Origin of the sequence: Sinorhizobium psoraleae, from assembly GCF_013283645.1 — a bacterium.
Classification (GTDB): Bacteria; Pseudomonadota; Alphaproteobacteria; order Rhizobiales; family Rhizobiaceae; genus Sinorhizobium; species Sinorhizobium psoraleae.
The window spans coordinates 788,940-810,310 of sequence record NZ_JABEKV010000003.1 but is presented as its reverse complement, the minus strand read 5'-3'; the positions used below and the strand labels follow the sequence as shown (position 1 = coordinate 810,310).

At 62.7% G+C, this 21,371-nt stretch carries 21 protein-coding genes; 11 read left to right on the top strand and 10 right to left on the bottom strand.

Annotated elements, in window-relative coordinates; translation table 11 throughout:
* Window positions 1-166: 166 nt before the first annotated feature.
* Window positions 167-1,225: a D-TA family PLP-dependent enzyme gene (locus ILFOPFJJ_RS19520; protein ID WP_173512208.1), complete on the top strand. Its 1,059-nt coding sequence runs from the start codon at window positions 167-169 to the stop codon at window positions 1,223-1,225.
* Window positions 1,226-1,318: 93 nt separating this feature from the next.
* On the opposite strand, the gene ILFOPFJJ_RS19515 is transcribed toward ILFOPFJJ_RS19520, so the two are convergent.
* The gene (locus ILFOPFJJ_RS19515; protein ID WP_173512207.1) at window positions 1,319-2,641 is read right to left on the bottom strand and encodes a hemolysin family protein; all 1,323 of its coding nucleotides are present in this window, start codon (window positions 2,639-2,641) and stop codon (window positions 1,319-1,321) included.
* 305 nt (window positions 2,642-2,946) lie between these two features.
* On the opposite strand from ILFOPFJJ_RS19515, the gene ILFOPFJJ_RS19510 reads away from it, so the two are divergent.
* From ILFOPFJJ_RS19510 to ILFOPFJJ_RS19480, 7 genes are all read left to right on the top strand, one after another.
* Complete coding sequence (locus ILFOPFJJ_RS19510) at window positions 2,947-3,870, top strand: sugar kinase (RefSeq protein ID WP_173512206.1); 924 nt, start codon at window positions 2,947-2,949, stop codon at window positions 3,868-3,870.
* Between the two features lie 238 nt (window positions 3,871-4,108).
* Complete coding sequence (locus ILFOPFJJ_RS19505) at window positions 4,109-5,134, top strand: sulfate ABC transporter substrate-binding protein (protein ID WP_173512205.1); 1,026 nt, start codon at window positions 4,109-4,111, stop codon at window positions 5,132-5,134.
* Between the two features lie 6 nt (window positions 5,135-5,140).
* On the top strand, window positions 5,141-5,998 hold the full coding sequence (gene cysT, locus ILFOPFJJ_RS19500) for a sulfate ABC transporter permease subunit CysT (protein WP_173512204.1): 858 nt from the start codon (window positions 5,141-5,143) through the stop codon (window positions 5,996-5,998).
* Window positions 5,988-6,875: a sulfate ABC transporter permease subunit CysW gene (gene cysW / locus ILFOPFJJ_RS19495; protein ID WP_173512203.1), complete on the top strand. Its 888-nt coding sequence runs from the start codon at window positions 5,988-5,990 to the stop codon at window positions 6,873-6,875. The genes cysT and cysW overlap by 11 nt, the downstream gene beginning before the upstream one ends.
* Window positions 6,876-6,890: 15 nt before the next feature.
* Entirely contained in the window at window positions 6,891-8,000 is a 1,110-nt protein-coding gene (locus ILFOPFJJ_RS19490; protein WP_173512202.1) for a sulfate/molybdate ABC transporter ATP-binding protein, read from the top strand.
* Complete coding sequence (locus ILFOPFJJ_RS19485; RefSeq protein WP_173512201.1) at window positions 8,000-9,370, top strand: FAD-binding oxidoreductase; 1,371 nt, start codon at window positions 8,000-8,002, stop codon at window positions 9,368-9,370. The genes ILFOPFJJ_RS19490 and ILFOPFJJ_RS19485 overlap by 1 nt, the downstream gene beginning before the upstream one ends.
* Window positions 9,371-9,495: 125 nt before the next feature.
* Complete coding sequence (locus ILFOPFJJ_RS19480) at window positions 9,496-10,017, top strand: L-2-amino-thiazoline-4-carboxylic acid hydrolase (RefSeq protein ID WP_173512200.1); 522 nt, start codon at window positions 9,496-9,498, stop codon at window positions 10,015-10,017.
* A gap of 39 nt (window positions 10,018-10,056) precedes the next feature.
* On the opposite strand, the gene ILFOPFJJ_RS19475 is transcribed toward ILFOPFJJ_RS19480, so the two are convergent.
* The 9 genes from ILFOPFJJ_RS19475 to ILFOPFJJ_RS19435 all read right to left on the bottom strand — a co-directional run bounded on the left by ILFOPFJJ_RS19475 (window position 10,057) and on the right by ILFOPFJJ_RS19435 (window position 18,865).
* Window positions 10,057-10,617 carry an RES family NAD+ phosphorylase gene (locus ILFOPFJJ_RS19475; RefSeq protein WP_173512199.1) on the bottom strand — a complete coding sequence of 187 codons (561 nt, stop codon included), beginning with the start codon at window positions 10,615-10,617 and terminating at the stop codon, window positions 10,057-10,059.
* A 6-nt stretch (window positions 10,618-10,623) separates the two neighbouring features.
* Window positions 10,624-10,995 (bottom strand): antitoxin Xre/MbcA/ParS toxin-binding domain-containing protein, encoded by a 372-nt coding sequence (locus ILFOPFJJ_RS19470; RefSeq protein WP_173512198.1) that lies wholly within the window; start codon window positions 10,993-10,995, stop codon window positions 10,624-10,626.
* A 78-nt stretch (window positions 10,996-11,073) separates the two neighbouring features.
* Window positions 11,074-11,859, bottom strand: coding sequence for a crotonase/enoyl-CoA hydratase family protein (locus ILFOPFJJ_RS19465; protein WP_173512197.1), 786 nt, complete (start codon window positions 11,857-11,859; stop codon window positions 11,074-11,076).
* Window positions 11,856-12,725 carry a hydroxymethylglutaryl-CoA lyase gene (locus ILFOPFJJ_RS19460; protein ID WP_173512196.1) on the bottom strand — a complete coding sequence of 290 codons (870 nt, stop codon included), beginning with the start codon at window positions 12,723-12,725 and terminating at the stop codon, window positions 11,856-11,858. Before ILFOPFJJ_RS19460 ends, ILFOPFJJ_RS19465 begins: the two co-directional genes overlap by 4 nt.
* The gene (locus tag ILFOPFJJ_RS19455; protein WP_173512195.1) at window positions 12,722-14,707 is read right to left on the bottom strand and encodes an acetyl/propionyl/methylcrotonyl-CoA carboxylase subunit alpha; all 1,986 of its coding nucleotides are present in this window, start codon (window positions 14,705-14,707) and stop codon (window positions 12,722-12,724) included. Before ILFOPFJJ_RS19455 ends, ILFOPFJJ_RS19460 begins: the two co-directional genes overlap by 4 nt.
* A 17-nt stretch (window positions 14,708-14,724) precedes the next feature.
* Window positions 14,725-15,108 carry a RidA family protein gene (locus tag ILFOPFJJ_RS19450; protein WP_173512194.1) on the bottom strand — a complete coding sequence of 128 codons (384 nt, stop codon included), beginning with the start codon at window positions 15,106-15,108 and terminating at the stop codon, window positions 14,725-14,727.
* 10 nt (window positions 15,109-15,118) lie between these two features.
* Window positions 15,119-16,726 carry a carboxyl transferase domain-containing protein gene (locus ILFOPFJJ_RS19445; RefSeq protein ID WP_173512193.1) on the bottom strand — a complete coding sequence of 536 codons (1,608 nt, stop codon included), beginning with the start codon at window positions 16,724-16,726 and terminating at the stop codon, window positions 15,119-15,121.
* A 56-nt stretch (window positions 16,727-16,782) separates the two neighbouring features.
* Window positions 16,783-17,946 (bottom strand): isovaleryl-CoA dehydrogenase, encoded by a 1,164-nt coding sequence (locus tag ILFOPFJJ_RS19440; RefSeq protein WP_173512192.1) that lies wholly within the window; start codon window positions 17,944-17,946, stop codon window positions 16,783-16,785.
* A gap of 379 nt (window positions 17,947-18,325) precedes the next feature.
* Window positions 18,326-18,865, bottom strand: a complete 540-nt coding sequence (locus ILFOPFJJ_RS19435; RefSeq protein WP_173512504.1) for a gluconokinase — start codon at window positions 18,863-18,865, stop codon at window positions 18,326-18,328.
* Window positions 18,866-19,052: 187 nt separating this feature from the next.
* On the opposite strand from ILFOPFJJ_RS19435, the gene ILFOPFJJ_RS19430 reads away from it, so the two are divergent.
* The 3 genes from ILFOPFJJ_RS19430 (at window position 19,053) to ILFOPFJJ_RS19420 (ending at window position 21,246) form a co-directional block, all read left to right on the top strand.
* Window positions 19,053-19,505 carry an Lrp/AsnC family transcriptional regulator gene (locus tag ILFOPFJJ_RS19430; protein WP_173512191.1) on the top strand — a complete coding sequence of 151 codons (453 nt, stop codon included), beginning with the start codon at window positions 19,053-19,055 and terminating at the stop codon, window positions 19,503-19,505.
* A gap of 1 nt (window position 19,506) precedes the next feature.
* The gene (locus ILFOPFJJ_RS19425) at window positions 19,507-20,130 is read left to right on the top strand and encodes a LysE family translocator (RefSeq protein WP_173512190.1); all 624 of its coding nucleotides are present in this window, start codon (window positions 19,507-19,509) and stop codon (window positions 20,128-20,130) included.
* A 150-nt stretch (window positions 20,131-20,280) separates the two neighbouring features.
* The gene (locus tag ILFOPFJJ_RS19420; protein WP_173512189.1) at window positions 20,281-21,246 is read left to right on the top strand and encodes a phytanoyl-CoA dioxygenase family protein; all 966 of its coding nucleotides are present in this window, start codon (window positions 20,281-20,283) and stop codon (window positions 21,244-21,246) included.
* The last annotated feature ends 125 nt before the right edge of the window (window positions 21,247-21,371 follow it).

The window sequence follows — 21,371 nt, the reverse complement described above, 5'->3', positions numbered from 1 at the left end:
GAGATCTCCCCTTTGTCAGTTCCCGGTGATTTTTCTAGTATCCAGTATAATGGACATGCGTCCTGAATATTGGATTGATCCATGAAATGCCTTGCGTCATAACTTGTCAAGTCGGACCGGCTAAATTCGCCGCACATCCCGTTGTCTGAGAGAGGAAGCCAACCGCATGACCTTGCAGATCGAAACGCCCGCGGTGCTGGTGGACATCGAGATAGCCCGCCGCAACATCCACGCTTTCCAAGACTACGCGGATCGCCACGGCATTCGGGTGCGGCCGCATATTAAGACCCACAAGCTCCCGCAGATGGCCGAGCTGCAGCTCGAGGCCGGAGCGATCGGCATAACCTGCCAGAAGGTCACCGAGGCGGAGGCGATGGTCGAGGGCAGCGCGGAGATCAAGGACGTGCTGATCACCTACAATATCCTCGGAACGGAGAAGCACGCGCGCCTCGCCAAGCTCAACAAACGCGTTACCCTCAGCGTGGTCGCCGACAACTCGACCGTTATCGACGGCCTGTCGACCCGCTTTGCCCGCGAAGACGCACCGCTAACCGTGCTTGTCGAATGCAACACGGGCGCCGATCGTTGCGGCGTGGCAACGCCGGCCGAGGCTGCGAGCCTCGCTCGGCGCATAGCCGATGCACCCGGATTGCACTTCGGCGGACTGATGACCTACCCGCCCGTCGGAGGAACTGAGCGCGTCCAAGCCTTCATGAGCGAGGCGAAGCGGCTGATCGAGGCGGATGGCATCGCGGTTCCGGCCATCACCTCCGGCGGCACCCCGAGCATGATGGAGGCGGCCAGCGCGCCGGTCGCGACCGAACACCGCCCGGGGACCTATATCTACAATGATCGCTCGCTGGTCGCCCGCGGCGTGGCGACGTGGGACGATTGCGCGCTGACGGTGCTTGCGACGGTCGTCTCGGTTCCGGCCGAAAACAGGGCGATCATCGATGCCGGCAGCAAGGTCCTGACCTCCGACCTTCTCGGTCTTTCCGGCTACGGCCATGTGCTGGGGCGCGACGACATCAGGATCGACCAGCTTTCCGAAGAGCATGGCAGGCTCGTATCGGACGGTCCGATCGGTCTGAAGGTCGGCGACCAGCTACGCATCGTCCCGAACCACGCCTGCGTGGTGACCAACATGGTCGATGCGGTTCATATTGTCGAAGGCAATGAGGCGAAGGCGATTTGGCCCATCGTCGCGCGCGGCCGCGTTCTCTAGATCATTTCATTTATTCAACGCTGAAATGATCTAACTCTTTGAAATGACGCAATTCCGGACGGAAAACCGTTGCACACTTTTCCTGGAATTGCTCTAGCTATAGTCAGTTCTCGACGCCAGCAGCTTGTCGATGCGCATCCCGTCCATGTCGACGATTTCGAAACGCCAGCCTCCGAAGTCGAAGCTCTCGCCGACATGCGGGAGATGGCCGAGCACCTGCAGTGCGAAGCCGGCGATCGTGTGGAAGTCGCCCTCCGGACGGTCGTGGAAGCCCAGCCTCTCGAAGGCGTCGTGCGCGGCCATCATGCCCTCAATCAGCATGCTGCCATCCTCGCGCACCACGATATCCGGCTCGACGGTTTCCGTATCCGGCAGGTCGCCGGCAATCGCCTCCAACAGGTCAGTCTGGGTGACAATCCCCTCCAGGCTCCCGTACTCGTCGATGATTGCGGCGAGCCGTACGGGGGCGCTCTTGAACTTTTCCAGCACCCGGAAGACGGCCGTCGACTCGTGCAGGATCAATGGCTCCCGAACCACGCTGAGGACGTCAAGCGACTGACGGTCGAGCAACTGGTCGAGCAGATCCTTCTTGAGCACCATCCCGAGCGGATAGTCGATGTTGCCCCTGCCGATCAGAAGCTGCTCGTGACGACATTCCCTGATCGTCTTGAGGATCTCCGCTTGGCTGTCGTCCGCGTCGATCCAGTCGATCTCGATCCGCGGCGTCATGAAGTCGGAAATTCTCCGGTCGCCGATGCTGAATATCCGCTCCACCAGTTCCTGCTGGGCGGCGTCGAGAAGTCCGGCTTCCTGGCTTTCGGCGACAAGAAGCTTCAGCTCGGTCGGAGAATGCAGCGATGCCTCGCCTGCTCCCGGGCGCAGACCGATCAGTCGAAGCACGAGATTGCCGAGGCCGTTAAGGGCGAGAATCGCGGGACGCAGCAGAAAAAGGAACAATGCAAGCGGGCGGACGACGGCCAGCGCCGTGCCCTCACTGCGCTGCAACGCCAGGCTCTTCGGGGCCAGTTCGCCGAGCACGATATGCAACGCGGTAATAATGATAAACGATACCGCAACGGCTATCGCATGCGATCCGACCGAGGCCCAGGTCGCAGGAAGGACCGTCATCAGCGGCTCGATGAGGTGGGCGAGCGCCGGCTCGCCGACCCACCCGAGCGCCAGGGACGATATCGTGATCCCAAGCTGGGTCGCGGCCAGATTGGCGTCGAGATTGTCGACGGCATGCTGAAGCGCGCTCGCATTCATGCGCCTTTGCGAGACCAGTTCCGCCACGCGGCTGCGGCGGACCGAAACGAGCGAAAACTCTGCAGCGACGAAAAAGCCGTTGGCGCCGACAAGCAGAAACACGGCCAGTATCCCGATATAGTCGAGAATACTGCCATCGGAACCGGACATGATCTCCCTTCGGGCGGACGGACGCGCCTTGACTGTTGACGTTGCAACTACCGTATCACGCTCTTGCCGCCGGAGGCAGATATCCTCTCGAAGACGGTTCACGCGAATACCGCCTCCTGCGTCGATCCCAATCCGGAGTGGGGTGGCAAGCCCCTTGGGCGCGCGTACCGCGACGAATGATCAATCTCTTCAATTTCACATCTAGATTTGCACCCGGGAACTTTTCTAGGATGCACGGGCGGAAGGCTGGCCGCCTTTCGGCCTGCTGCTCGACCCAGCCCTCCTCTCCACTCGTGGGATTACCGATGCCAAAGACATTTCTCTCGATCGGCGAATGCATGATCGAACTTTCACAGGCCGGCGACGGCCATCTCAAGAAGGGTTTCGCGGGCGATAGCTTCAATACCGCGTGGTATGCGCGCGCCTTTCTCGGCGGCGGCTGGCAGGTAAGCTACTTCACGGCGCTTGGAACGGACAGGCTGTCCGACGAGATGCTCGCTTTCATGAGCAGCGCCGGCATCGCTACCGATCATGTGCGCCGCATCGACGGGCGCAATCCCGGCATGTACATGATCCACCTGAAGGACGGCGAGCGCAGCTTCCAATACTGGCGCGAGACATCCGCGGCCAGATTGCTTGCCGAAGACCGGGAGCGTCTGCGCGCGGCGATCGATGGTGCCGAACTCGTTTATTTCTCCGGCATCACGCTCGCAATCCTCTCTCCCGACGATCGCGGCCGTCTCATCGACGAGATCCGCCGGGCACGCGAGTTGGGGAAGACTGTTGCTTTCGATCCGAACCTGCGGCCGCGGCTGTGGGAAAGCACCGACTCGATGTGCGCGGCCATATCGGACGGCGCTCGTGCGGCGACGATGATCTTCCCGAGCTTCGACGACGAACGCAGCTATTTCGGAGATACCACCCCTGAAGCGACGGCGAAGCGCTATCGCGATCTCGGAGCGGAGCTTGTCGTGGTCAAGGACGGCGAGAACGGCATAACGATCAGCGACGCCGAAGCGCTCGTGCATGTTCGTGCCCATCCCGCCAACCCGGTCAGGGACACGACCAGCGCCGGTGACAGTTTTAACGGGGCCTTCCTGGCGATGCAGCTTCGGGGTCAGCCCTCGCGGCGCGCAGCGGAGTTTGCGGCAAAGGTTGCCGCAAGGGTCATCGAACAGCCCGGCGCGCTCATTGGATCCGATCATTTGCCGCAACCAGAAGTCGTCTGAACGGCACCGGGCGGCAGCAGAGCCCCCATACGGCGGATCAAGATGTATGGCGCCGTTCTAAAATAACGTGCTATTTTCTGGCCGCAGCACATGGACGAGAGGGCGCGCGAGCAAAGAATTTTCGCAAAAACCGCGAAAACGATAGGACATTTCACGAAACCGCCGCGGCGCGTCATAAGTTTGCGTTGTGATAGTCGATTAAATTGATAGTTTTATCTGGAAAAGGATGGAGGGCAATATGGGCTCGAATAGACTTACCGGAGTAGTAAAACTAGCACTTGTAGTCGGCAGCCTGCAGCTGGGCTCTCTTGGCCTTGCTCAGGCAGACACAACGATCCTGAACGTGTCCTATGATCCGACTCGGGAGCTCTACAAGGACTTCAACGCGGCCTTCGCCGAAAAATGGCAGGCCGATACCGGCGAGACCGTGACGATCCAGACCTCTCACGGCGGCTCTGGCAAGCAGGCTCGGTCGGTGATCGACGGCCTCGAGGCGGATGTCGTGACGCTCGCGCTCGAGGCCGATATCGATGCGATCGCCGCGGCAACCGGCAAGATACCGGCGGATTGGAAAACTCGCTTCGAGAACAACAGCGCCCCCTACACCTCGACGATCGTCTTCCTCGTCCGCAAGGGCAACCCGAAAGGCGTCAAGGACTGGGGTGATCTTACGCGGGAGGATATCCAGGTGATCACCCCGAACCCGAAGACCTCGGGTGGTGCGCGCTGGAACTTCCTTGCAGCCTGGGCCTGGGCACGGGCCGCCAATGGCGGCGACGACGCAAAGGCGCAGGAGTACGTGGCGCAGCTCTTCAAACATGTGCCGGTTCTCGACACCGGTGCGCGCGGCGCAACGACGACCTTCGTCCAGCGGGGCCTCGGCGACGTGCTGCTCGCCTGGGAAAACGAAGCCTATCTCTCGCTGGAAGAGCTCGGGCCGGATAATTTCGAGATCGTGACGCCATCGATCTCGATCAAGGCCGAACCGCCGATCGCCCTTGTGGACGGCAACGTCGACAGCAAGGGCACGCGGAAAGTGGCCGAGGCCTACCTGAACTATCTTTACAGCGATGTCGGTCAGAAAATCGCGGCCAAGCACTATTACCGGCCCTTCAAGCCGGAGCTTGCGGACCCCGAGGACACGGCGCGCTTTGCCGATGTGAAGCTGGTCACTATTGACGAATTCGGCGGTTGGAAGGAAGCTCAGCCGAAGTTCTTCGCCGACGGCGGAATTTTCGACCAGATTTACAAGCCGGGACAATGATATTTCATGGCCTTTCGCAACAGCACGCGATGGCAGTTTCGGCAACCGAGCGTCATTCCGGGTTTCGGATTGGCGCTCGGCGTCACGCTGACATGGCTTACCCTCATCGTTCTCATTCCGCTTTCCGGCCTCATCTGGCGTTCAAGCGGTCTCGGCTGGTCGAAATTTTTCGCGCTGGCGTCTGACGAGCGGACCGTCAACGCTTTGACGATCAGCTTCGGTACGGCCCTCGTGGCCGCGGTCATCAATCTCATTTTCGGTGTCGTGCTGGCCTGGGTGCTCGTTCGCTACCGGTTTCCGGGCAAGCGCATCATCGACGCCATGGTCGACCTGCCGTTTGCGCTGCCGACGGCGGTGGCCGGCATCGCCTTGACCGCGCTTTACGCTCCGAATGGCTGGATCGGTTCGCTTCTCGAACCGCTCGGCATCAAGATCGCTTTCACACCCGCCGGCATCGTCGTGGCCCTCGTCTTCGTCGGCCTGCCCTTCGTCGTCAGAACAGTGCAGCCGATCATGGAGGAAATCGACAAGGAGGTGGAGGAAGCGGCGGCGACCCTTGGCGCCAACCGCTACCAGACGATCAGCCGAGTCCTATTACCTGGGCTTTTGCCGGCCGGATTAACGGGCTTCGCGCTCGCCTTTGCACGCGGCGTCGGCGAATATGGCTCGGTCATTTTCATCGCCGGCAACCTGCCTTATGTCTCGGAGATCGCACCGCTCCTGATCATTATTCGCCTCGAGGAGTTCAACTATCCGGCGGCAACCGCGATCGCCGCGGTCATGTTGCTCCTGTCCTTCCTCATGCTGCTGGTCATCAACATGATCCAGTCCTGGAGCCGACGGAGGTATGGCAATGGCGCATGATGTCGGTTCCGCGTCGATTTCGGCGCCATCAACGCTGGTAACGGCGGCGACTTCGGAGACCCGGTTCGCACGCACGACCCTGATCGTGATTGCCCTCGCTTTCGTGGCGCTGTTCCTGCTCTTGCCGCTTGCCACGGTGTTCATCGAGGCGTTCCGCAAGGGACCGGCAGAGTTCTTCTCGGCGCTGCGTGATGCGGAGACGTTTTCCGCCATTCGCCTGACGTTGCTGGTCGCCGCGATCGCCGTGCCGCTCAACCTCGTCTTCGGGGTGGCGGCCGCTTGGGCGATCGCGAAATTCGAGTTCAAGGGCAAGGCATTCCTGACGACCCTGATCGACCTTCCCTTCTCGGTGTCGCCTGTGATTTCCGGCCTTGTCTTTGTGTTGCTCTTCGGATCACACAGCCTGCTCGGCCCTGTCCTGCAGAGCTATGGTATCCAGATCCTCTTTGCCGTGCCGGGGTTGGTGCTCGCCACCGTCTTCGTCACCTTTCCTTTCGTCGCGCGCGAACTGATCCCGCTCATGCAGGAACAGGGCACCAGCGACGAGGAAGCGGCTCTGTCGCTCGGCGCCACCGGCTGGCAGACCTTCTGGCATGTGACGCTCCCCAACATCAAATGGGGTCTGCTTTACGGCGTGCTTCTCTGCAACGCCCGCGCCATGGGTGAGTTCGGTGCGGTCTCCGTCGTCTCCGGCCACATTCGCGGCCAAACGAACACGATGCCGTTGCAGGTGGAAATCCTCTATAATGAGTACAATTTCGTCGCTGCCTTTGCGGTGGCGGCGCTCCTTGCGCTTCTGGCGCTTGTGACGCTCGTCCTGAAGACGGCACTTGAACTTCGTTACAGCGACGAGATCGCTGCGAGCCGCAGGCATTGAAAGGTCCAGACATTCATGGAAGTCCGCGTCCAGAACATACGCAAGGAATTCGGCCGCTTCCCGGCGCTCGACGATGTCTCGCTCGACATCCGCTCCGGCGAACTGATCGCGCTCCTCGGTCCTTCCGGCTCAGGAAAGACCACGCTGCTCCGCCTCGTCGCCGGGCTCGAAAGCCCGACGGGGGGCATGATTTTCTTCGGCGACGAGGATGCGTCAAAGAAGAGCGTGCAGGAACGCAACATCGGTTTCGTTTTCCAGCACTATGCGCTCTTCCGGCACATGACAGTGCTCGACAACGTCGCCTTCGGGCTGAAGGTGCGTCCGACCAACAGGAGGCCGCCGGCTGCCGAAATCCGCCGCCGGGCGCTCGACCTGCTCGATCTGGTGCAGCTTTCCGGTCTTGAAAAACGCTACCCCGCCCAGCTTTCCGGCGGCCAGCGCCAGCGCGTGGCGCTGGCGCGCGCCATGGCGGTCGAGCCCAATGTGCTGCTGCTCGACGAACCCTTCGGGGCGCTCGACGCGCAGGTGCGCAAGGAACTCAGGCGCTGGCTTCGGGAAATCCACGATCGCACCGGCCACACCACCATTTTCGTCACCCACGACCAGGAGGAAGCTTTGGAGCTTGCCGACCGCGTCGTCGTGATGAGCAAAGGCGCGATCGAGCAGGTCGGCACGCCCGACGACATCTATGACCACCCCGTCTCGCCTTTCGTCTACGGCTTCATCGGCCAGTCCAACTGCCTCGAAGTCTCGCTTTCCAGCGGCGAAATCTGGTTCGAGGACCGGCCGATCGGGTTGCGCGCAGCGAGCGAACCCGACGGGTCGGCAACCCTTTACTTCCGGCCGCACGATATCGAACTTATCGACGGCTGTGGCGGCTGTCTGGCCGGTCTTGTCACGAACAGCCGCCGCGTCGCCGGAACGCGCCATCTCGAGCTCGATCTCGGTAGGACCCACCCGACCGTTGAGATCGAACTGCCGCCGGAACGCGCGGCGGCCGCCGACCACGCCCGCATCGCCTTCAGGCCGACCAAATGGACACTCTTCCGCAAGGAGGAGAAGCTGCCTGAAATTCAGAGAAGCGTCGCGACGCAGACCAGCGAACTGGCGCGCACGGGCACGTGATGTCCGTCATCGAAGACCTCACGCGATCGCTTGGCGAGGCGGTCGTGCTGACCGGCGAGCGGGTCGCGGAACGCCATCGCAGCGACGCAAGCCTCACCGGACGCAGTCTGCCCAAGGCGGTGCTTCGCCCCGCGAGCGTGGCGGAGGTTGCCGCCGCCCTCAAGATTTGCAACGACCATCGGCAAAGCGTGGTGCCGCAGGGCGGCATGACCGGGCTCGCCGGCGGTGCCAATCCCGACCCGGACGACATCGTCATTTCATTGGAGCGGCTTTCCGGCATCGAGGAGATCGACACGGCGGCCGCGACCATGACCGTTCTTGCCGGCACACCGCTCGAAGTCGCGCAACGCGCGGCCGAGGACGCGGGCTTCTTGCTGCCGATCGATCTCGGCGCTCGCGGCTCATGCCAGATCGGCGGTAATCTCGCCACCAATGCCGGCGGCATTCGCGTCATCCGCAACGGTGTTGCGCGCGACAATGTCCTGGGCCTTGAGGTCGTGCTCGCCGACGGCACCGTGGTCTCCTCGCTTAACAAGATGATCAAGAACAACACCGGCTACGACCTCAGGCAGTTCTTCGTCGGTTCGGAAGGCACACTCGGCATCATCACCCGGGCTGTGCTGCGCCTGCGCCCCCTGCCCGCTGGACGGCTGACGGCACTCTGCGCGCTCGACAGCTATGCGGACGTTGTCGCCTTGCTGAAACGGGCGCAACGGGAGCTATCCGGTCTCTCGGCGTTCGAGGCGATGTGGGAAAGCTATTTCCACTTCAACTGCGAGGCAGAAGGACGACAATTCTTCGAAACCGCTCCAGCCTTCGCCGCGATCATCGAGCAGGACATCCGCGGACATGACGGCGAGCGCGAGCAGTTCGAAACCTTGCTCGGACAGGCTCTCGAGGACGGATTGATCGGCGATGCGCTGCTCGCCCAATCGGAGAAGGAGGCCCAAGCCTTCTGGCGCGTGCGTGAAGGTCATGCGATGGACAGGTTGTTGCCGTCGCTCGTCAATCTCGATGTCAGCCTCCCGATCGGCGACATCGGCCGCTTTGCCGAGGAATGCGGCAAGGCGCTTTCCACACGGTTTCCGTCGGCGCACGTCTCCTTTTTCGGCCATGTCGGCGACAGCAACCTGCATATTGCCTTCTCCGTTCCGGACGCCGATGAGGAAACTGCGCATCAAGTCGATGCGATCGTGTACCCGCTAGTCGCTTTGTACTGCGGATCGATTTCCGCCGAACACGGGATCGGCACGCTGAAGCGTGACTTTCTCGATCGCTCCCGGAGCGCAGCCGAGTTGGACGTTATGCGCCGGATCAAGAATGCCCTTGACCCAAACGGCATCCTCAATCCCGGCAAGGTGCTGCGCTAACGCGAAGAGGCAGCTTGCCAAATCTCCGGGGGGCCTCTCGGCGCGGATACCGGGATTTATTTGCGTTCAGCCGGTAGGCGAGGCGCTGGCCTTACTCCTGCATCGATGACAGAAGGGACCTGCATATGACCGACCAACAAAGCGAGTCCAGATCGGCAATGGACGGCGAGCTCGGCATTCTTGCCAGGCGCAGGATCGAGGCGGGGATCATCGCGCCGATCTATGAGGTCATGCGCGAGAAGATCGGCGAAGAGCTCGCCCAATCCATTCTCGACACAGCGATAACCCGCGCTGCCATCGATGCCGGCAAGGCCTTCGCGGCAAAGACGCCCGGCGGCACCAGCCTGCGGACGTTCCAGGAGCTGCAGGACCTCTGGACCCAGGACGACGCGCTGACGATCGAAGTCGTCAAGGCGACGGACGAGGAGTTCCATTACAATGTGCTGCGCTGTCGTTATGCCGAGACCTATCGGGAAATGGGTCTGGGGCATATCGGGCATCTCCTGTCCTGCAACCGCGACGGCGTGTTCTGCACCGGCTACGATCCGCGCATCACGCTTGAGCGCACGCAGACCGTGATGCAGGGGGCATCCCATTGCGATTTCCGGTACCGCCTGAACAAAACTGCCGATCAGTCCTCCGAATAGGCCATTGGATGGTGAGCCAGCAACCCGCCTGGCGTCGTCTCAAAGCCAGGAGGCGGGCGATTTCGGCAGTCTGCCTTCGGGATCGATGACCTCGAGCCGCGGCGCGCCCGCGTCGTTCCAGCGCCAGAGCGCGACGCAGGTGCCGCCGGGCGACATGAAGGATGGGTAGATCACGCCATGGAATTCGCGGGCCGAAAGATCGGCCTGTAGCTTATGAGTCTGCGGCGTCACGCCCTCGTCGAGATCGTCTCGCCATTCGCAGCGATGAATGGAGTCGCTCAGGCCAAGCGCCGCGAGAACATTGGCATCCGTCAGGTCGGCCAGCCGTGCATCGTAGAGTTCGAGCCTTACGATCAGCGCCGGATGCTGCACGAAACCCTGGTTGTATTCGGCCCAGGCGGTCGAAAGCTCGCGCGCGGCATAGATCGTCGGCACGCCCACTGGATTCCATCGGCCACCGAAGCGGGCGGCACCCTCGCCGGAAAGCGGCAGATGAGCCCAGCGTGGTACGAAGGCGCGCCAGAGCGGCATCGGCGCGGCAGGCGGCGGCTCTAAGTTGGAGCGGGATGCGGACGGAAAACCGCTCACACTTTTCCTCATCCCGCTCTACGCGTAGACACCGGCGCGAACAGCTTCCAGATAAGCGAGAACCTTGTCAGCCTTGCTTTCTCCGACGAGGTCGAACGCCGTCTTGCCCGCCCAGCCGGGAATTGGTTGGTGTTTGAACCAGATGACGGCGCGGGCTTCGTCGCCCGCCATTTCGGACGCCATGGCGAGGATGCGGACGACCTTGCTTAGTGCGCTGTCGACCTTGCGGGCACCGGTCTTGGCTGTCAGCGTGTTGCGGGCAACTCCGATCAGCTTGGCGAGTTCGGCAAGCGTTATGCCAAGACGGTCGGCGACGAGGCGCGCCGACAGAAATGGGGAATGATCCTCCCCGAAGCGGGCGGCGGGAATGTCCAGGTTGAGGGCGCCCATGGCAAAACTCGATCCTGTTTTGATCAACACACCAGTAAAATAGGTTCAATCCGCGATCATTTCAAGCGCAGCTTCTGCTCAAGTCTGCCAGGAGGGCGTCCGCCGTTCGAAGAAGGCCGAGACTCCTTCCCGGGCTTCCTGCGTCTCCCACGTGTCGGCCAGTTGCTCGATCGTCGCGGCGATAACCGCATCGGTGATCGGCATGCCGAGCGATCGCGCCAGCCGTTTGGCTCTTCCGGCGGCTTGGGGAGCGGCGGCAAGATAGGGTGCGATTTCCGCATCGACGGCGGCGTCCAATTGGCCATCCTCGACCACAACAGTCGCAAGACCGGCCGCGAGCGCCTCTTCGGCGCCGAAAAGCCGTGCCGACATGAACAGCGGCCGCGCCCTTCCTTCGCCAATCCTGGCGACGACATAGGGACTGATCGTCGCCGGGATCAGCCCGAGCCTCGCCTCCGTCAACCCGAACCTTGCGCCCGCCGCCGCAACCACTGCATCGCAAACGCTCATCAGCCCGACACCGCCGCCGAAGGCATTGCCATGCACCCGTGCGATCAGCGGCTTCGGCATCTCGTTCAGCACCTTGAACATCATGGCCAGCCGGGTCGCCTCACCGATCCGCGCCTGCCGGTCGGCGTCAAACTGCTGGCGCATCCAGTCGAGATCGCCGCCGGCACAGAAACTCTTCCCCTCGCTGTCGAGGATGACGATGCGGACCGCCTTGTTGTCGCCAAGCCGGACCGCCGCATCCGTGAGTTCACCGATCATTGTGGCGGAAAGCGCATTGTGCTTATCCGGACGGGCGAGCGTCAGGCGGGCGACGCCTCGTTTGTCGACGGTGCACCGGATCGTTTGGTCAGTCATGTTGCGCTCCTCAGGGACCGAGCAAAGGCCGCTGCGCGATCGAGCTTTGAGGTGTCGAGCCCGGTCGAAAATCCCCGCTTCTGCAGGAAGGCATTCACTGCGAGCGTATCGGCGTTGCCCGCTGCACCCGGAGCATAAGGACAGCCACCGAGCCCTCCCGTCGAAGCGTCGAACACCCGCAGCCCGCGATCGAGGCCGACCGCGATGTTTTCCAGCGCCCGGCCGGACGTATCGTGGAAATGACCCGCAAGCTTCGCCGCGTCGATGTCGCTGAGCACCGTCGCCAGCATGGTGTCAACGACTTCCGGCGTGCCGCGCCCGATCGTGTCGCCGAGACTGATCTCGTAGCAGCCGAGTTCGAAAAGAAGGCGCGCGACGCGGGCGGTGGCCTCCGGCGCGATCGGTCCCTCGTAAGGGCACTCGACGACGCAGCTGACATAGCCGCGCATCGGAATTCCATGGTGCACGCTTGCCTCCGCGACCGGGCGGAAGCGCTCGATGCTCTCGGTGATCGAACAGTTGATATTCTTCTGCGAGAAGCTTTCCGAGGCGGAGGCAAATATCGCCACTTCATCGACACCCGCGGCGCGGGCGGCCTCGAACCCCCTGATGTTCGGCGTCAATGCCGCGTAGCGAATGCCCGGGCGCCGCGCGATGCCTGCCATGACCGCGGGAGCATCGGCCATCTGCGGGACCCATCGCGGGCTGACGAAGCTCGTAACCTCGATGCGCTCGAAACCGCAATCCGAGAGTAGATCGACGAGCTGGATCTTGTCGTCGGTGTCGACAAGCCGGGATTCATTCTGGAGGCCGTCACGCGGCGCCATCTCGACGATCGTCACGTGCTCGCTTGCGGACGTTGTCACTCTGCGGCCTCCTCACTGAGCGTCACAAGGACAGTTCCTTCGCTGACCTGCGTGCCCTCGGCCACATGCACGCTCGCGACCGTCCCCTGCCGCGAGGCCGAAAGCGTGAGTTCCATCTTCATGGCCTCCATCACCACCAGCGGCTGGCCCTTGGCGACCGCCTCGCCGGCGCCGACACGAACCATCTTGACGAGGCCCGGCATCGGCGCGACGAGTTCGTCATCTGCGATTTCCCCGCTGTGTCCACCGGACAACGCGTCGGGCAGATGGAACACCTGGTTCCGGCCGTTGAGAAACAATGTGAGCGTCTCGCCCTGCCGCAGGAAACGAAGCGTTTGCCTCTGTCCGCCCACTTCGAGGCGCGCACCGTTTTCGAAGCGCTCGAGGACAAGCACCGGCAAGGTGCTCTTGCCGGCGCGCACAGCGAACTGATCGCGGCCGCGCGATGCGAGCGTCACGGCCGCACGCCCGTTCGCGTGGTCGATTGAAACCGTCCGGTGCGCGTCGCCCCAGATCTGCCAATAGCCGAGCGACGTCCAGGGATCATCGGACGTCATTGGCTGGAGCACGCCGGTCGAGACAATTGCCGCAAGCGCCAGCGCTTCATCGTCGGGATCGCTCGGCGCCGCCAGCCGCTCGACCGCCCGGTCGATCAGTCCCGTGTCCGGCCGGCCGGCGCGGAAATCCGGTTCGTCCGTCAGCCTGATCAGAAAATCGAGATTGGTAACCGTTCCGCCGATCCGGACCTCCTTCAGCGCCGCCTGCAGCCGGGCGAGCGCTGCGGACCGTGTCCCGCCATGCACGATCAGCTTGGCGATCAGCGGATCGTAGAAGGGCGTTATCGCGTCCCCCTGCGAGACGCCGGAGTCGATGCGCGCATTGTCCGGAAAGCTTAGCTGCGCCAGCCGGCCGGTCGCCGGCAGGAAGCCGCGGGCTGGATCCTCGGCATAGATGCGCGCCTCGAAAGACCAACCGTCTATGCCGATCTCGCCCTGCTTTTTCGGCAGTCGCTCGCCGGCCGCGACACGCAATTGCCATTCGACGAGATCGAGCCCCGTAACCGCCTCCGTGACCGGATGCTCGACCTGCAGCCGCGTGTTCATTTCCATGAAATAGAAATGGTCCGGCCACAGGCCGTTCGTCACGTCGGCGATGAACTCGACCGTTCCGGCACCCACATAGCCGATCGCGTGCGCAGCCTTGACGGCGGCGTCTCCCATGGCGCGGCGCACTTCCGCGGTCATGCCCGGTGCCGGCGCCTCCTCGATTACCTTCTGGTGCCGTCGCTGCAGCGAGCAGTCGCGTTCGAAAAGATGAACGACATTGCCGTGCCGATCCCCGAAAATCTGGACCTCGATGTGACGGGGCCTCGTCAGATATTTCTCAATCAGGACCCCGCCGTCACCGAAGGAGGCGTGCGCTTCTCGCTGCGCGGATTCCAGTGCCGAAGCGAAATCCTCCCGCCGCTCGACGCGGCGCATGCCCTTTCCGCCGCCGCCGGCGCGCGCCTTGATCAGCACCGGATAGCCGATTTCAGCGGCCCGGGCACCGAGGAACTCAGGGTCCTGCTGATCGCCGTGATAGCCCGGCACGACGGGCACGCCGGACTGCTCCATCAGCGCCTTGGCCGCGTCTTTCAGTCCCATCGCCCGGATCGCCTCCGGTGGCGGCCCCACGAAAACGATGCCCGCGGCTTCGACCGCCTCGGCGAAGTCGGCATTCTCCGACAGGAAGCCATAACCCGGATGGATAGCGTCAGCGCCGACGGCCTTTGCGGCTTCGATGACGCGGTCGATTGCGAGATAGCTTTCGGCGGCGTTCGCCGGGCCGATCCGTATGGCCTCGTCGGCGAGCGTCACATGAAGCGCGTCGCCGTCCGCATCGGAATAGACGGCAACGGTGCGTATGCCGAGCCGCCGGGCGGTGCGAATGACGCGGCAGGCGATCTCGCCGCGATTGGCAATCAGGAGTTTGGAAAACATGCCCCTCGGTTCCGCTTCTACTGTGCCGCCACCACTTCGACTTCCAGGAGCCAGGCGGAATCGAAGATTCCGGCAATCACGACCGTCATCGCCGGCGCCAGCGAGCCTAGATAGTCATTGCGGATCTCACGGTTCGCCAGGACATGGTTTCTGTCGACGAGATAGGTCGTCACCTTGACGATATTGGTCTTGGTCATGCCGGCTGCCTTGAGCTGGGCATCGACATTCAGCCAGACCTGGCGTGCCTGCGCCTCGAAGCCTTCCGGCAGCACGTCATCGGAGGTCATGGGTATCTGGCCGCTGACGAAGAGCAGCCGTTGAAAATTCTCGAGGCTGACGGCCTGCGAATAGCCGCCACGCGGCTGCGGTGCGTTGATCGCGTTGATATTGTCGCGTTTCATGGCGGGCCTCCTACATCCTGAACAATCCGAAACGTGTGTCCTCGATCGGGGCGTTGAGCGCGGCCGACAGCGACAGCGCGAGCACGTCGCGGCTTTTTCGCGGATCGACCACGCCGTCGTCCCAGAGCCGGGCCGAGGCATAGAGCGGATGGCTTTGCCGCTCGAAAAGATCGAGCACCGGCTGCCGGAAGCGCGCTTCCTCCTCCTCGCTCCAAGGCGTCCCGGCCCGACGCAAGGCTTCGCCGCGCACGGTCGAGAGCACGCCGGCCGCCTGTTCGCCGCCCATTACCGATATGCGGCTGTTCGGCCAGGTCCAGAGGAAGCGCGGTGAAAAGGCCCGCCCGCACATGCCGTAGTTGCCGGCGCCGAACGATCCGCCGACCAACATAGTGACCTTCGGCACCTTCACCGTCGCCACTGCCGTCACGAGCTTGGCGCCGTGCTTGGCGATGCCCTCGGTTTCATATTTGCGGCCGACCATGAAGCCGGTGATGTTCTGTAGAAAAACCAGCGGGATCTTGCGCTGGGCGCAGAGCTCGACGAAATGGCTCCCTTTCAGCGCCGACTCCGAAAACAGCACCCCGTTGTTGGCGACGATGCCGACCGGTATGCCATGAATGTGGGCGAAGCCGCAGATGAGCGTGGTTCCGAAGCGGGCCTTGAATTCGTCGAAACGCGACCCGTCGACGATCCGAGCGATCACCTCGCGAATTTCATAGGGTGTTCTGAGATCGGCCGGTACGATCCCGGCGATTTCCTCCGGATCGTAGAGCGGTGGCTCCGGCGTGCGAAGCTCCACCGACGATGGTTTTTCGCGATTCAAGGCCGACACGGCGCGGCGCGCCAGCGCCAGCGCATGGGCGTCGTCACGCGCCAGGTGATCGGCGACGCCCGACAGCCGTGTGTGCACGTCGGCGCCGCCGAGATCCTCGGCCGAGACCACTTCACCGGTCGCCGCGCGCACGAGCGGAGGACCGGCCAGAAAGATCGTACCCTGCCCCTCGACGATGATCGCCTCGTCGGACATCGCCGGCACGTAGGCGCCACCCGCCGTGCAGGACCCCATCACCACCGCGATCTGGGGGATGCCGGCAGCCGACATGTTCGCCTGGTTGTAGAAGATCCGGCCGAAATGCTCGCGGTCGGGAAAAACCTCGTCCTGGTTCGGCAGGTTGGCGCCGCCGGAATCGACCAGATAGACACAGGGAAGCCGGTTTTCGGCGGCAATTTCCTGCGCTCTCAGATGCTTCTTGACCGTAATCGGGTAATATGTGCCGCCTTTGACCGTCGGGTCGTTGCAGACGATCATGCATTCGCGCCCGGCAACCCGGCCGATGCCGGCGATCAGCCCTGCACCCGGCGCGTCGCCATTGTACATGCCATGCGCAGCGGTGGCGCCGACCTCCAGAAAGGGCGTGCCCGGATCGATGAGGGACGCGACCCGGTCGCGCGGCAGCAGCTTTCCGCGGCCGACATGCCGTTCCCGCGCCGCCTCGCCGCCGCCGTTGACGGCGAGCCGCACCGCCTCTTCGATCGGCACGATTGCGTCCGTCATGGCTGCACGGTTGGTCTTATAAACGTCGGAGGATGTCGAGATATGCGATCTCAGGATTGTCATGAAGCCCTCGAGGACGGGGTTTGACCTGCACGCGAAAGACGGCTGCCGCCGTTCGGCTATTTCGTTTCCGCAAAGAGTTCGCGCCCGATCAGCATGCGGCGGATCTCGCTGGTGCCGGCGCCGATCTCGTAGAGCTTGGCGTCGCGCAACAGGCGGCCGGCCGGATAGTCGTTGGTGTAGCCGTTGCCGCCAAGCGCCTGGATCGCCTCAAGCGCCAATGCGGTCGCCTTTTCCGCCGCATAGAGGATACAGCCGGCAGCATCCTTGCGCGCGGTTTCGCCCCGATCGCACGCTGCCGCCACCGCATACACATAAGCGCGCGCCGCGTTCATCGTCACATACATGTCGGCAAGTTTTCCCTGCATCAACTGGAACTCGCCGATCGGCTGGCCGAACTGTTTGCGTTCATGGAGATAGGGGACGACAACATCGAGGCAAGCCGCCATGATCCCGAGCGGGCCTGCTGAAAGCACCACCCGCTCGTAGTCAAGGCCGGACATCAGCACGTTGACGCCGCTGCCGACCCCGCCGAGCACGTTTGCTTCCGGTACCTCGCAATCCCTGAAGATGAGCTCTGAGGTGTTGGAGCCGCGCATGCCGAGCTTGTCGAGCTTCTCGCCGGTCGAGAAGCCAGCGAACCCCTCTTCCACGAGAAAGGCGGTGATGCCGCGCGGGCCGGCGGCCGGATCGGTCTTGGCATAGACCACCAGCACATCAGCGTCCGGGCCATTGGTGATCCACATCTTGTTGCCGTTCAGCACATAACGGTCGCCGCGCTTTTCGGCCCTCAGCGCCATCGAGACCACGTCGGAGCCGGCGCCCGGTTCGGACATGGCGAGCGCGCCGACATGTTCGCCGGAAATCAGCTTCGGCAGATATTTGGCTTTTTGGGCAGACGTGCCGTTGCGGTTGATCTGGTTGACGCAAAGATTGGAGTGAGCGCCGTAGCTTAAGCCCACCGACGCGGATGCGCGGCTGATTTCCTCCATGGCGACGCAGTGGGCGAGATAGCCCATGCCGGCACCGCCATAGCCCTCGTCGGCGGTGATGCCGAGCACACCGAGTTCTCCCATTTCCCGCCAGAGCTGCGCTGGAAAGGCATTGTTCCGGTCCGTCTCTTCCGCGAGCGGCGCAATCCGCTCGCTCGCAAATCGGCGTACACTGTCGCGCAATGCGTCGATATCATCGCCAAGGGCGAAACTCAGTCCACCTTGATACATGTCTTCCTCTCCTCCGCATGCCCCTGCCTACGATCTCCTCATCGCCAGCAGAAACAGACCTCGCGGGCACTCCCCGAAGCACGACTGCTACAGCGCCTGCACGTCGTTTCAGACGCGCAAAGGCCACAGTGCAATTCTCATCGGTGCATCGTAACGCCGCAAGACCATTGCCGCGAACGATAACATCGCGCTTGGCTAATTTCCTTCCAAAGAGCCGGGTAGCCAAGCACGATTTGAAAAGGAGCAGGGTAACATACGGCAGATCGCTGCTTCGATGTCGGCGCGAGCCTCGCTCATCCGGCGGCCGCGATTCGAGGGTTCTTTTGCCTCGAGGGACATCGACCGAAGTGGAACAGGCATCAACCTACGGCGCGCGCGATTACATTTTGCCGAGGGCGGCAAACGCCTCCTCGACGATCGCATCCAGCGGTTGGTCGATGTCGATCGTCACCGTGTTCGCCTCTCCCGTCGGATCCTCCAGGGTCGCAAGCTGGGTCTTCAACAAGGACGTCGGCATGAAATGACCGGTGCGATGCTGCATCCGCTCCGCCAATACCGCCTCGGCTCCATGAAGATGAACGAAGGCCAGCCGCTTAGGCGCGCCCTCTCGCAGCTTCTCCCGGTAACTGAGTTTTAGCGCTGAGCAGGCAACGACGACCGGGCCGGGGGTTTCCGCCAGCAAACGGCCGATCGCCTCGAGCCATGGCCAGCGGTCATGGTCCGTCAGCGGAATGCCTTCGGACATCTTCCTGATGTTCTCGGGCGGATGCAGGGCGTCCCCCTCGATGAAGGGATAGTCGTAGGCTTCCGCGATGCGTTCGCCCACGGACGATTTTCCGCTACCCGACACGCCCATGACGACGATCGAGCCGGGAAATCGGCGCCCCGGCCTGCTGGGTCTGCGCCTGTTCTCGATCATCATCATGGACCTGATGCCCCTGTTTGCTGGCGAGAGATTGTGCTCCCGGTCATAGCTCCCTCCCTCCCTGCGGACAAGCGGCGTAGCGCGCGGCGACAAACGCATGCCGCAGCAGCCTATCTCAGCAGCTGGACGCCACACCGCAGGAACCCTTGAATTTCTCTTAATTTCCGTGTATTTTTGTCTTATGGACGATCTTGACAGAAAAATCATTGGAATTCTCGCCTCTGACGCGCGATCATCGCTGACCGACATCGGCGCGACGATCGACCTCTCCCCCTCAGCAGTCAACGAGCGCATCCGCCGCCTCGTCGCCAGTGGCACGATCCGCCGCTTCACGCTCGACGTGGATCATCGCGCCCTCGGCCTCGACGTTCTCGCCTTTGTCTGGATCGCCCTTTCGGCCGATGCCGATGAAACCGAATTCCGCGCATTCATGGCGGCGCACCCGGCTGTCGCGGAGTGCCATCACGTGACGGGCTCATGGTCCTATTGCGTCAAGATCCGCATGCCGACGCTCGGCGACATCGAACCGTTTCTCGCTGAACTTAAGGCACGGCGATATCTCGCCCGCAGCGAGACAGTCATCGCGCTTTCGACCGTCGCCGATAACCTCTTCACAGAACCGGAGGTCCGATAGCATGTCCGTGCTGCTTTTCGGAAAAGGCCTCCTGCTCGGCCTCGCAATTGCCGCGCCGCTCGGGCCGATCGGCGCGCTTTGCATCAGCCGCACGCTTCAGCGCGGCTTTTGGGCCGGCGTCGCCGGCGGCCTCGGGACAGCGCTCGCGGATGCGGCCTACGCGATGCTGGCGGCGGTGGGTTTCGCGGCATTCGCTGCCGCGTTGTCCGTAATCGCGACACCGCTCAGCCTCGTGGGTGGTCTGTTCATGATCTGGCTTGGCTGGCGCGGGCTTGCCCCGAAACCACTTGCCGCAGTCGCTGAAATCAATGCACGCGATCTCATTCACACGACGACCGCTACCTTCTTCCTGACGATCGCCAACCCGGCGACGATCTTGTCCTTCGCCGCCATCTTCGCGGGGTTAGGGCTTTCGGCTGTCGGCGACGGAACAAAAGGTGCGTTTGTCGTCGCGGGCGTCTTTCTCGGTTCGCTTGCTTGGTGGTTCTTCTTGAGCGGCGGCATCGCGCTTGCAAAGACGCGGCTGCCGGACGGTTTCGCGACGTGGGTGTCGCGCATTTCCGCGCTTGTGCTCATCGGATTTGGGGTCGCCGCGCTTGCCTCGACGGCAACGGGGCTTGTCTGATGGCTTCGCAAGCACAGCAATGAAAACCCCAGAACCCCTAAAATTGCTGCGTTGCAGCAATGCTCAACGCGCGCTAGCTTCCTTGCATTCCGGCGACCATGACGGCCTTCCCGCAAGGGAACGCCGTCGTCGCGTACGAGGGGACATGAAATGCTCGACTCACGCGCTTCGGGGTCAAAGGATCTCGAGACGATCGCGCGCAGCGGCGGCCGGCTCAGTCGCATGCTGGCGCGGGTGCCCACCTATTGGGCGGACGTGCGGGAGAACCCGGCCTGGCTGCCGATGTTTCTTCTCGCCCGTACGATGCCGGTGCGCAACGCTCATTGGCTGACAGCCAGGCCGGCTCCTTCGACAGTGGGTACGATACCTTCCATGTTCGACGGCATCGCCACCGGAGCGGTGGTGGCCGCCTTGCGCGAGAAAGGACTTTTCTCTGGCTTGATGCTGCCGCCGGCCGTATGCGACGAGATCGCGCGTTTCGCGAACGAAACGCCCTGCTTCGGCAATTTCGATCGGCGGCTTGAGTTTCTCGCGGGCGAACATTCCGCGGCGGAAAAACGCTTCGGTCGGGCGATCCTCAGCGGTCACCATTTCGAGCGAGTCCTGCAATGCGATGCCGCGGTCGCCGTGCAACGCGACCCGCTTCTTCTCGACGTGGCCAAGCACTATCTCGGCGGTGAAGCGCAATTGATCACCACTCGGGTCTGGTGGAGCTTCCCAACGAAATCCGCCTCCGATGCCGACATCAGCCTCGCGTCGTTCAAGTATCACTTCGATCTCGACGATTGGCGCATGCTGAAGTTCTTCTTCTATTTGTCCGATGTCGACGAAAATGCCGGCCCGCACATCTATGTGCTGGGCAGCCATCGCCGTCGCCGCCTGAAGCACCAACTGACGCTTCTCGTCGGCCATCCGGCAAACGAAGTTCTGGAATTCTACGGTGAGCAGAACGCGATCACGCTTACCGGCCAAGCCGGGCTCGGCTTTGTCGAGGATCCATTCGGGTTCCATATGGGCACGGTTGCAAAGCAGACACCGCGGCTGATGATGGAGGTCGGGTTCGGCGTATCGAAGCCTTCGCGGCGCCGGTTTCATGGCGAACCGGTCGTCCGGTGAGGCCACGGCGCCGGGCAGGCTGCAAACGAAGCCGGCGCGCAACACAATCACAAAATGTGTCTCAGGCGATGGAATCTGGCGCGCACTGATTGCATGGCAGCATTTATTCAAGCAAACTTATACGC

Bases quoted from the DNA above. Each gene is read 5' to 3' on its own strand.
- ILFOPFJJ_RS19490 (WP_173512202.1), top strand. From the start codon at position 6,891: ATGGAAGTCCGCGTCCAGAACATACGCAAGGAATTCGGCCGCTTCCCG.
- ILFOPFJJ_RS19430 (WP_173512191.1), top strand. From the start codon at position 19,053: ATGGACGATCTTGACAGAAAAATCATTGGAATTCTCGCCTCTGACGCG.
- ILFOPFJJ_RS19435 (WP_173512504.1), bottom strand. From the start codon at position 18,865: ATGATCGAGAACAGGCGCAGACCCAGCAGGCCGGGGCGCCGATTTCCC.
- ILFOPFJJ_RS19455 (WP_173512195.1), bottom strand. From the start codon at position 14,707: ATGTTTTCCAAACTCCTGATTGCCAATCGCGGCGAGATCGCCTGCCGC.
- ILFOPFJJ_RS19515 (WP_173512207.1), bottom strand. From the start codon at position 2,641: ATGTCCGGTTCCGATGGCAGTATTCTCGACTATATCGGGATACTGGCC.
- cysW (WP_173512203.1), top strand. From the start codon at position 5,988: ATGGCGCATGATGTCGGTTCCGCGTCGATTTCGGCGCCATCAACGCTG.
- ILFOPFJJ_RS19520 (WP_173512208.1), top strand. From the start codon at position 167: ATGACCTTGCAGATCGAAACGCCCGCGGTGCTGGTGGACATCGAGATA.
- cysT (WP_173512204.1), top strand. From the start codon at position 5,141: ATGGCCTTTCGCAACAGCACGCGATGGCAGTTTCGGCAACCGAGCGTC.
- ILFOPFJJ_RS19450 (WP_173512194.1), bottom strand. From the start codon at position 15,108: ATGAAACGCGACAATATCAACGCGATCAACGCACCGCAGCCGCGTGGC.
- ILFOPFJJ_RS19470 (WP_173512198.1), bottom strand. From the start codon at position 10,995: ATGGGCGCCCTCAACCTGGACATTCCCGCCGCCCGCTTCGGGGAGGAT.
- ILFOPFJJ_RS19480 (WP_173512200.1), top strand. From the start codon at position 9,496: ATGACCGACCAACAAAGCGAGTCCAGATCGGCAATGGACGGCGAGCTC.
- ILFOPFJJ_RS19465 (WP_173512197.1), bottom strand. From the start codon at position 11,859: ATGACTGACCAAACGATCCGGTGCACCGTCGACAAACGAGGCGTCGCC.
- ILFOPFJJ_RS19420 (WP_173512189.1), top strand. From the start codon at position 20,281: ATGCTCGACTCACGCGCTTCGGGGTCAAAGGATCTCGAGACGATCGCG.
- ILFOPFJJ_RS19440 (WP_173512192.1), bottom strand. From the start codon at position 17,946: ATGTATCAAGGTGGACTGAGTTTCGCCCTTGGCGATGATATCGACGCA.
- ILFOPFJJ_RS19475 (WP_173512199.1), bottom strand. From the start codon at position 10,617: ATGAGGAAAAGTGTGAGCGGTTTTCCGTCCGCATCCCGCTCCAACTTA.
- ILFOPFJJ_RS19510 (WP_173512206.1), top strand. From the start codon at position 2,947: ATGCCAAAGACATTTCTCTCGATCGGCGAATGCATGATCGAACTTTCA.
- ILFOPFJJ_RS19505 (WP_173512205.1), top strand. From the start codon at position 4,109: ATGGGCTCGAATAGACTTACCGGAGTAGTAAAACTAGCACTTGTAGTC.
- ILFOPFJJ_RS19485 (WP_173512201.1), top strand. From the start codon at position 8,000: ATGTCCGTCATCGAAGACCTCACGCGATCGCTTGGCGAGGCGGTCGTG.
- ILFOPFJJ_RS19445 (WP_173512193.1), bottom strand. From the start codon at position 16,726: ATGACAATCCTGAGATCGCATATCTCGACATCCTCCGACGTTTATAAG.
- ILFOPFJJ_RS19425 (WP_173512190.1), top strand. From the start codon at position 19,507: ATGTCCGTGCTGCTTTTCGGAAAAGGCCTCCTGCTCGGCCTCGCAATT.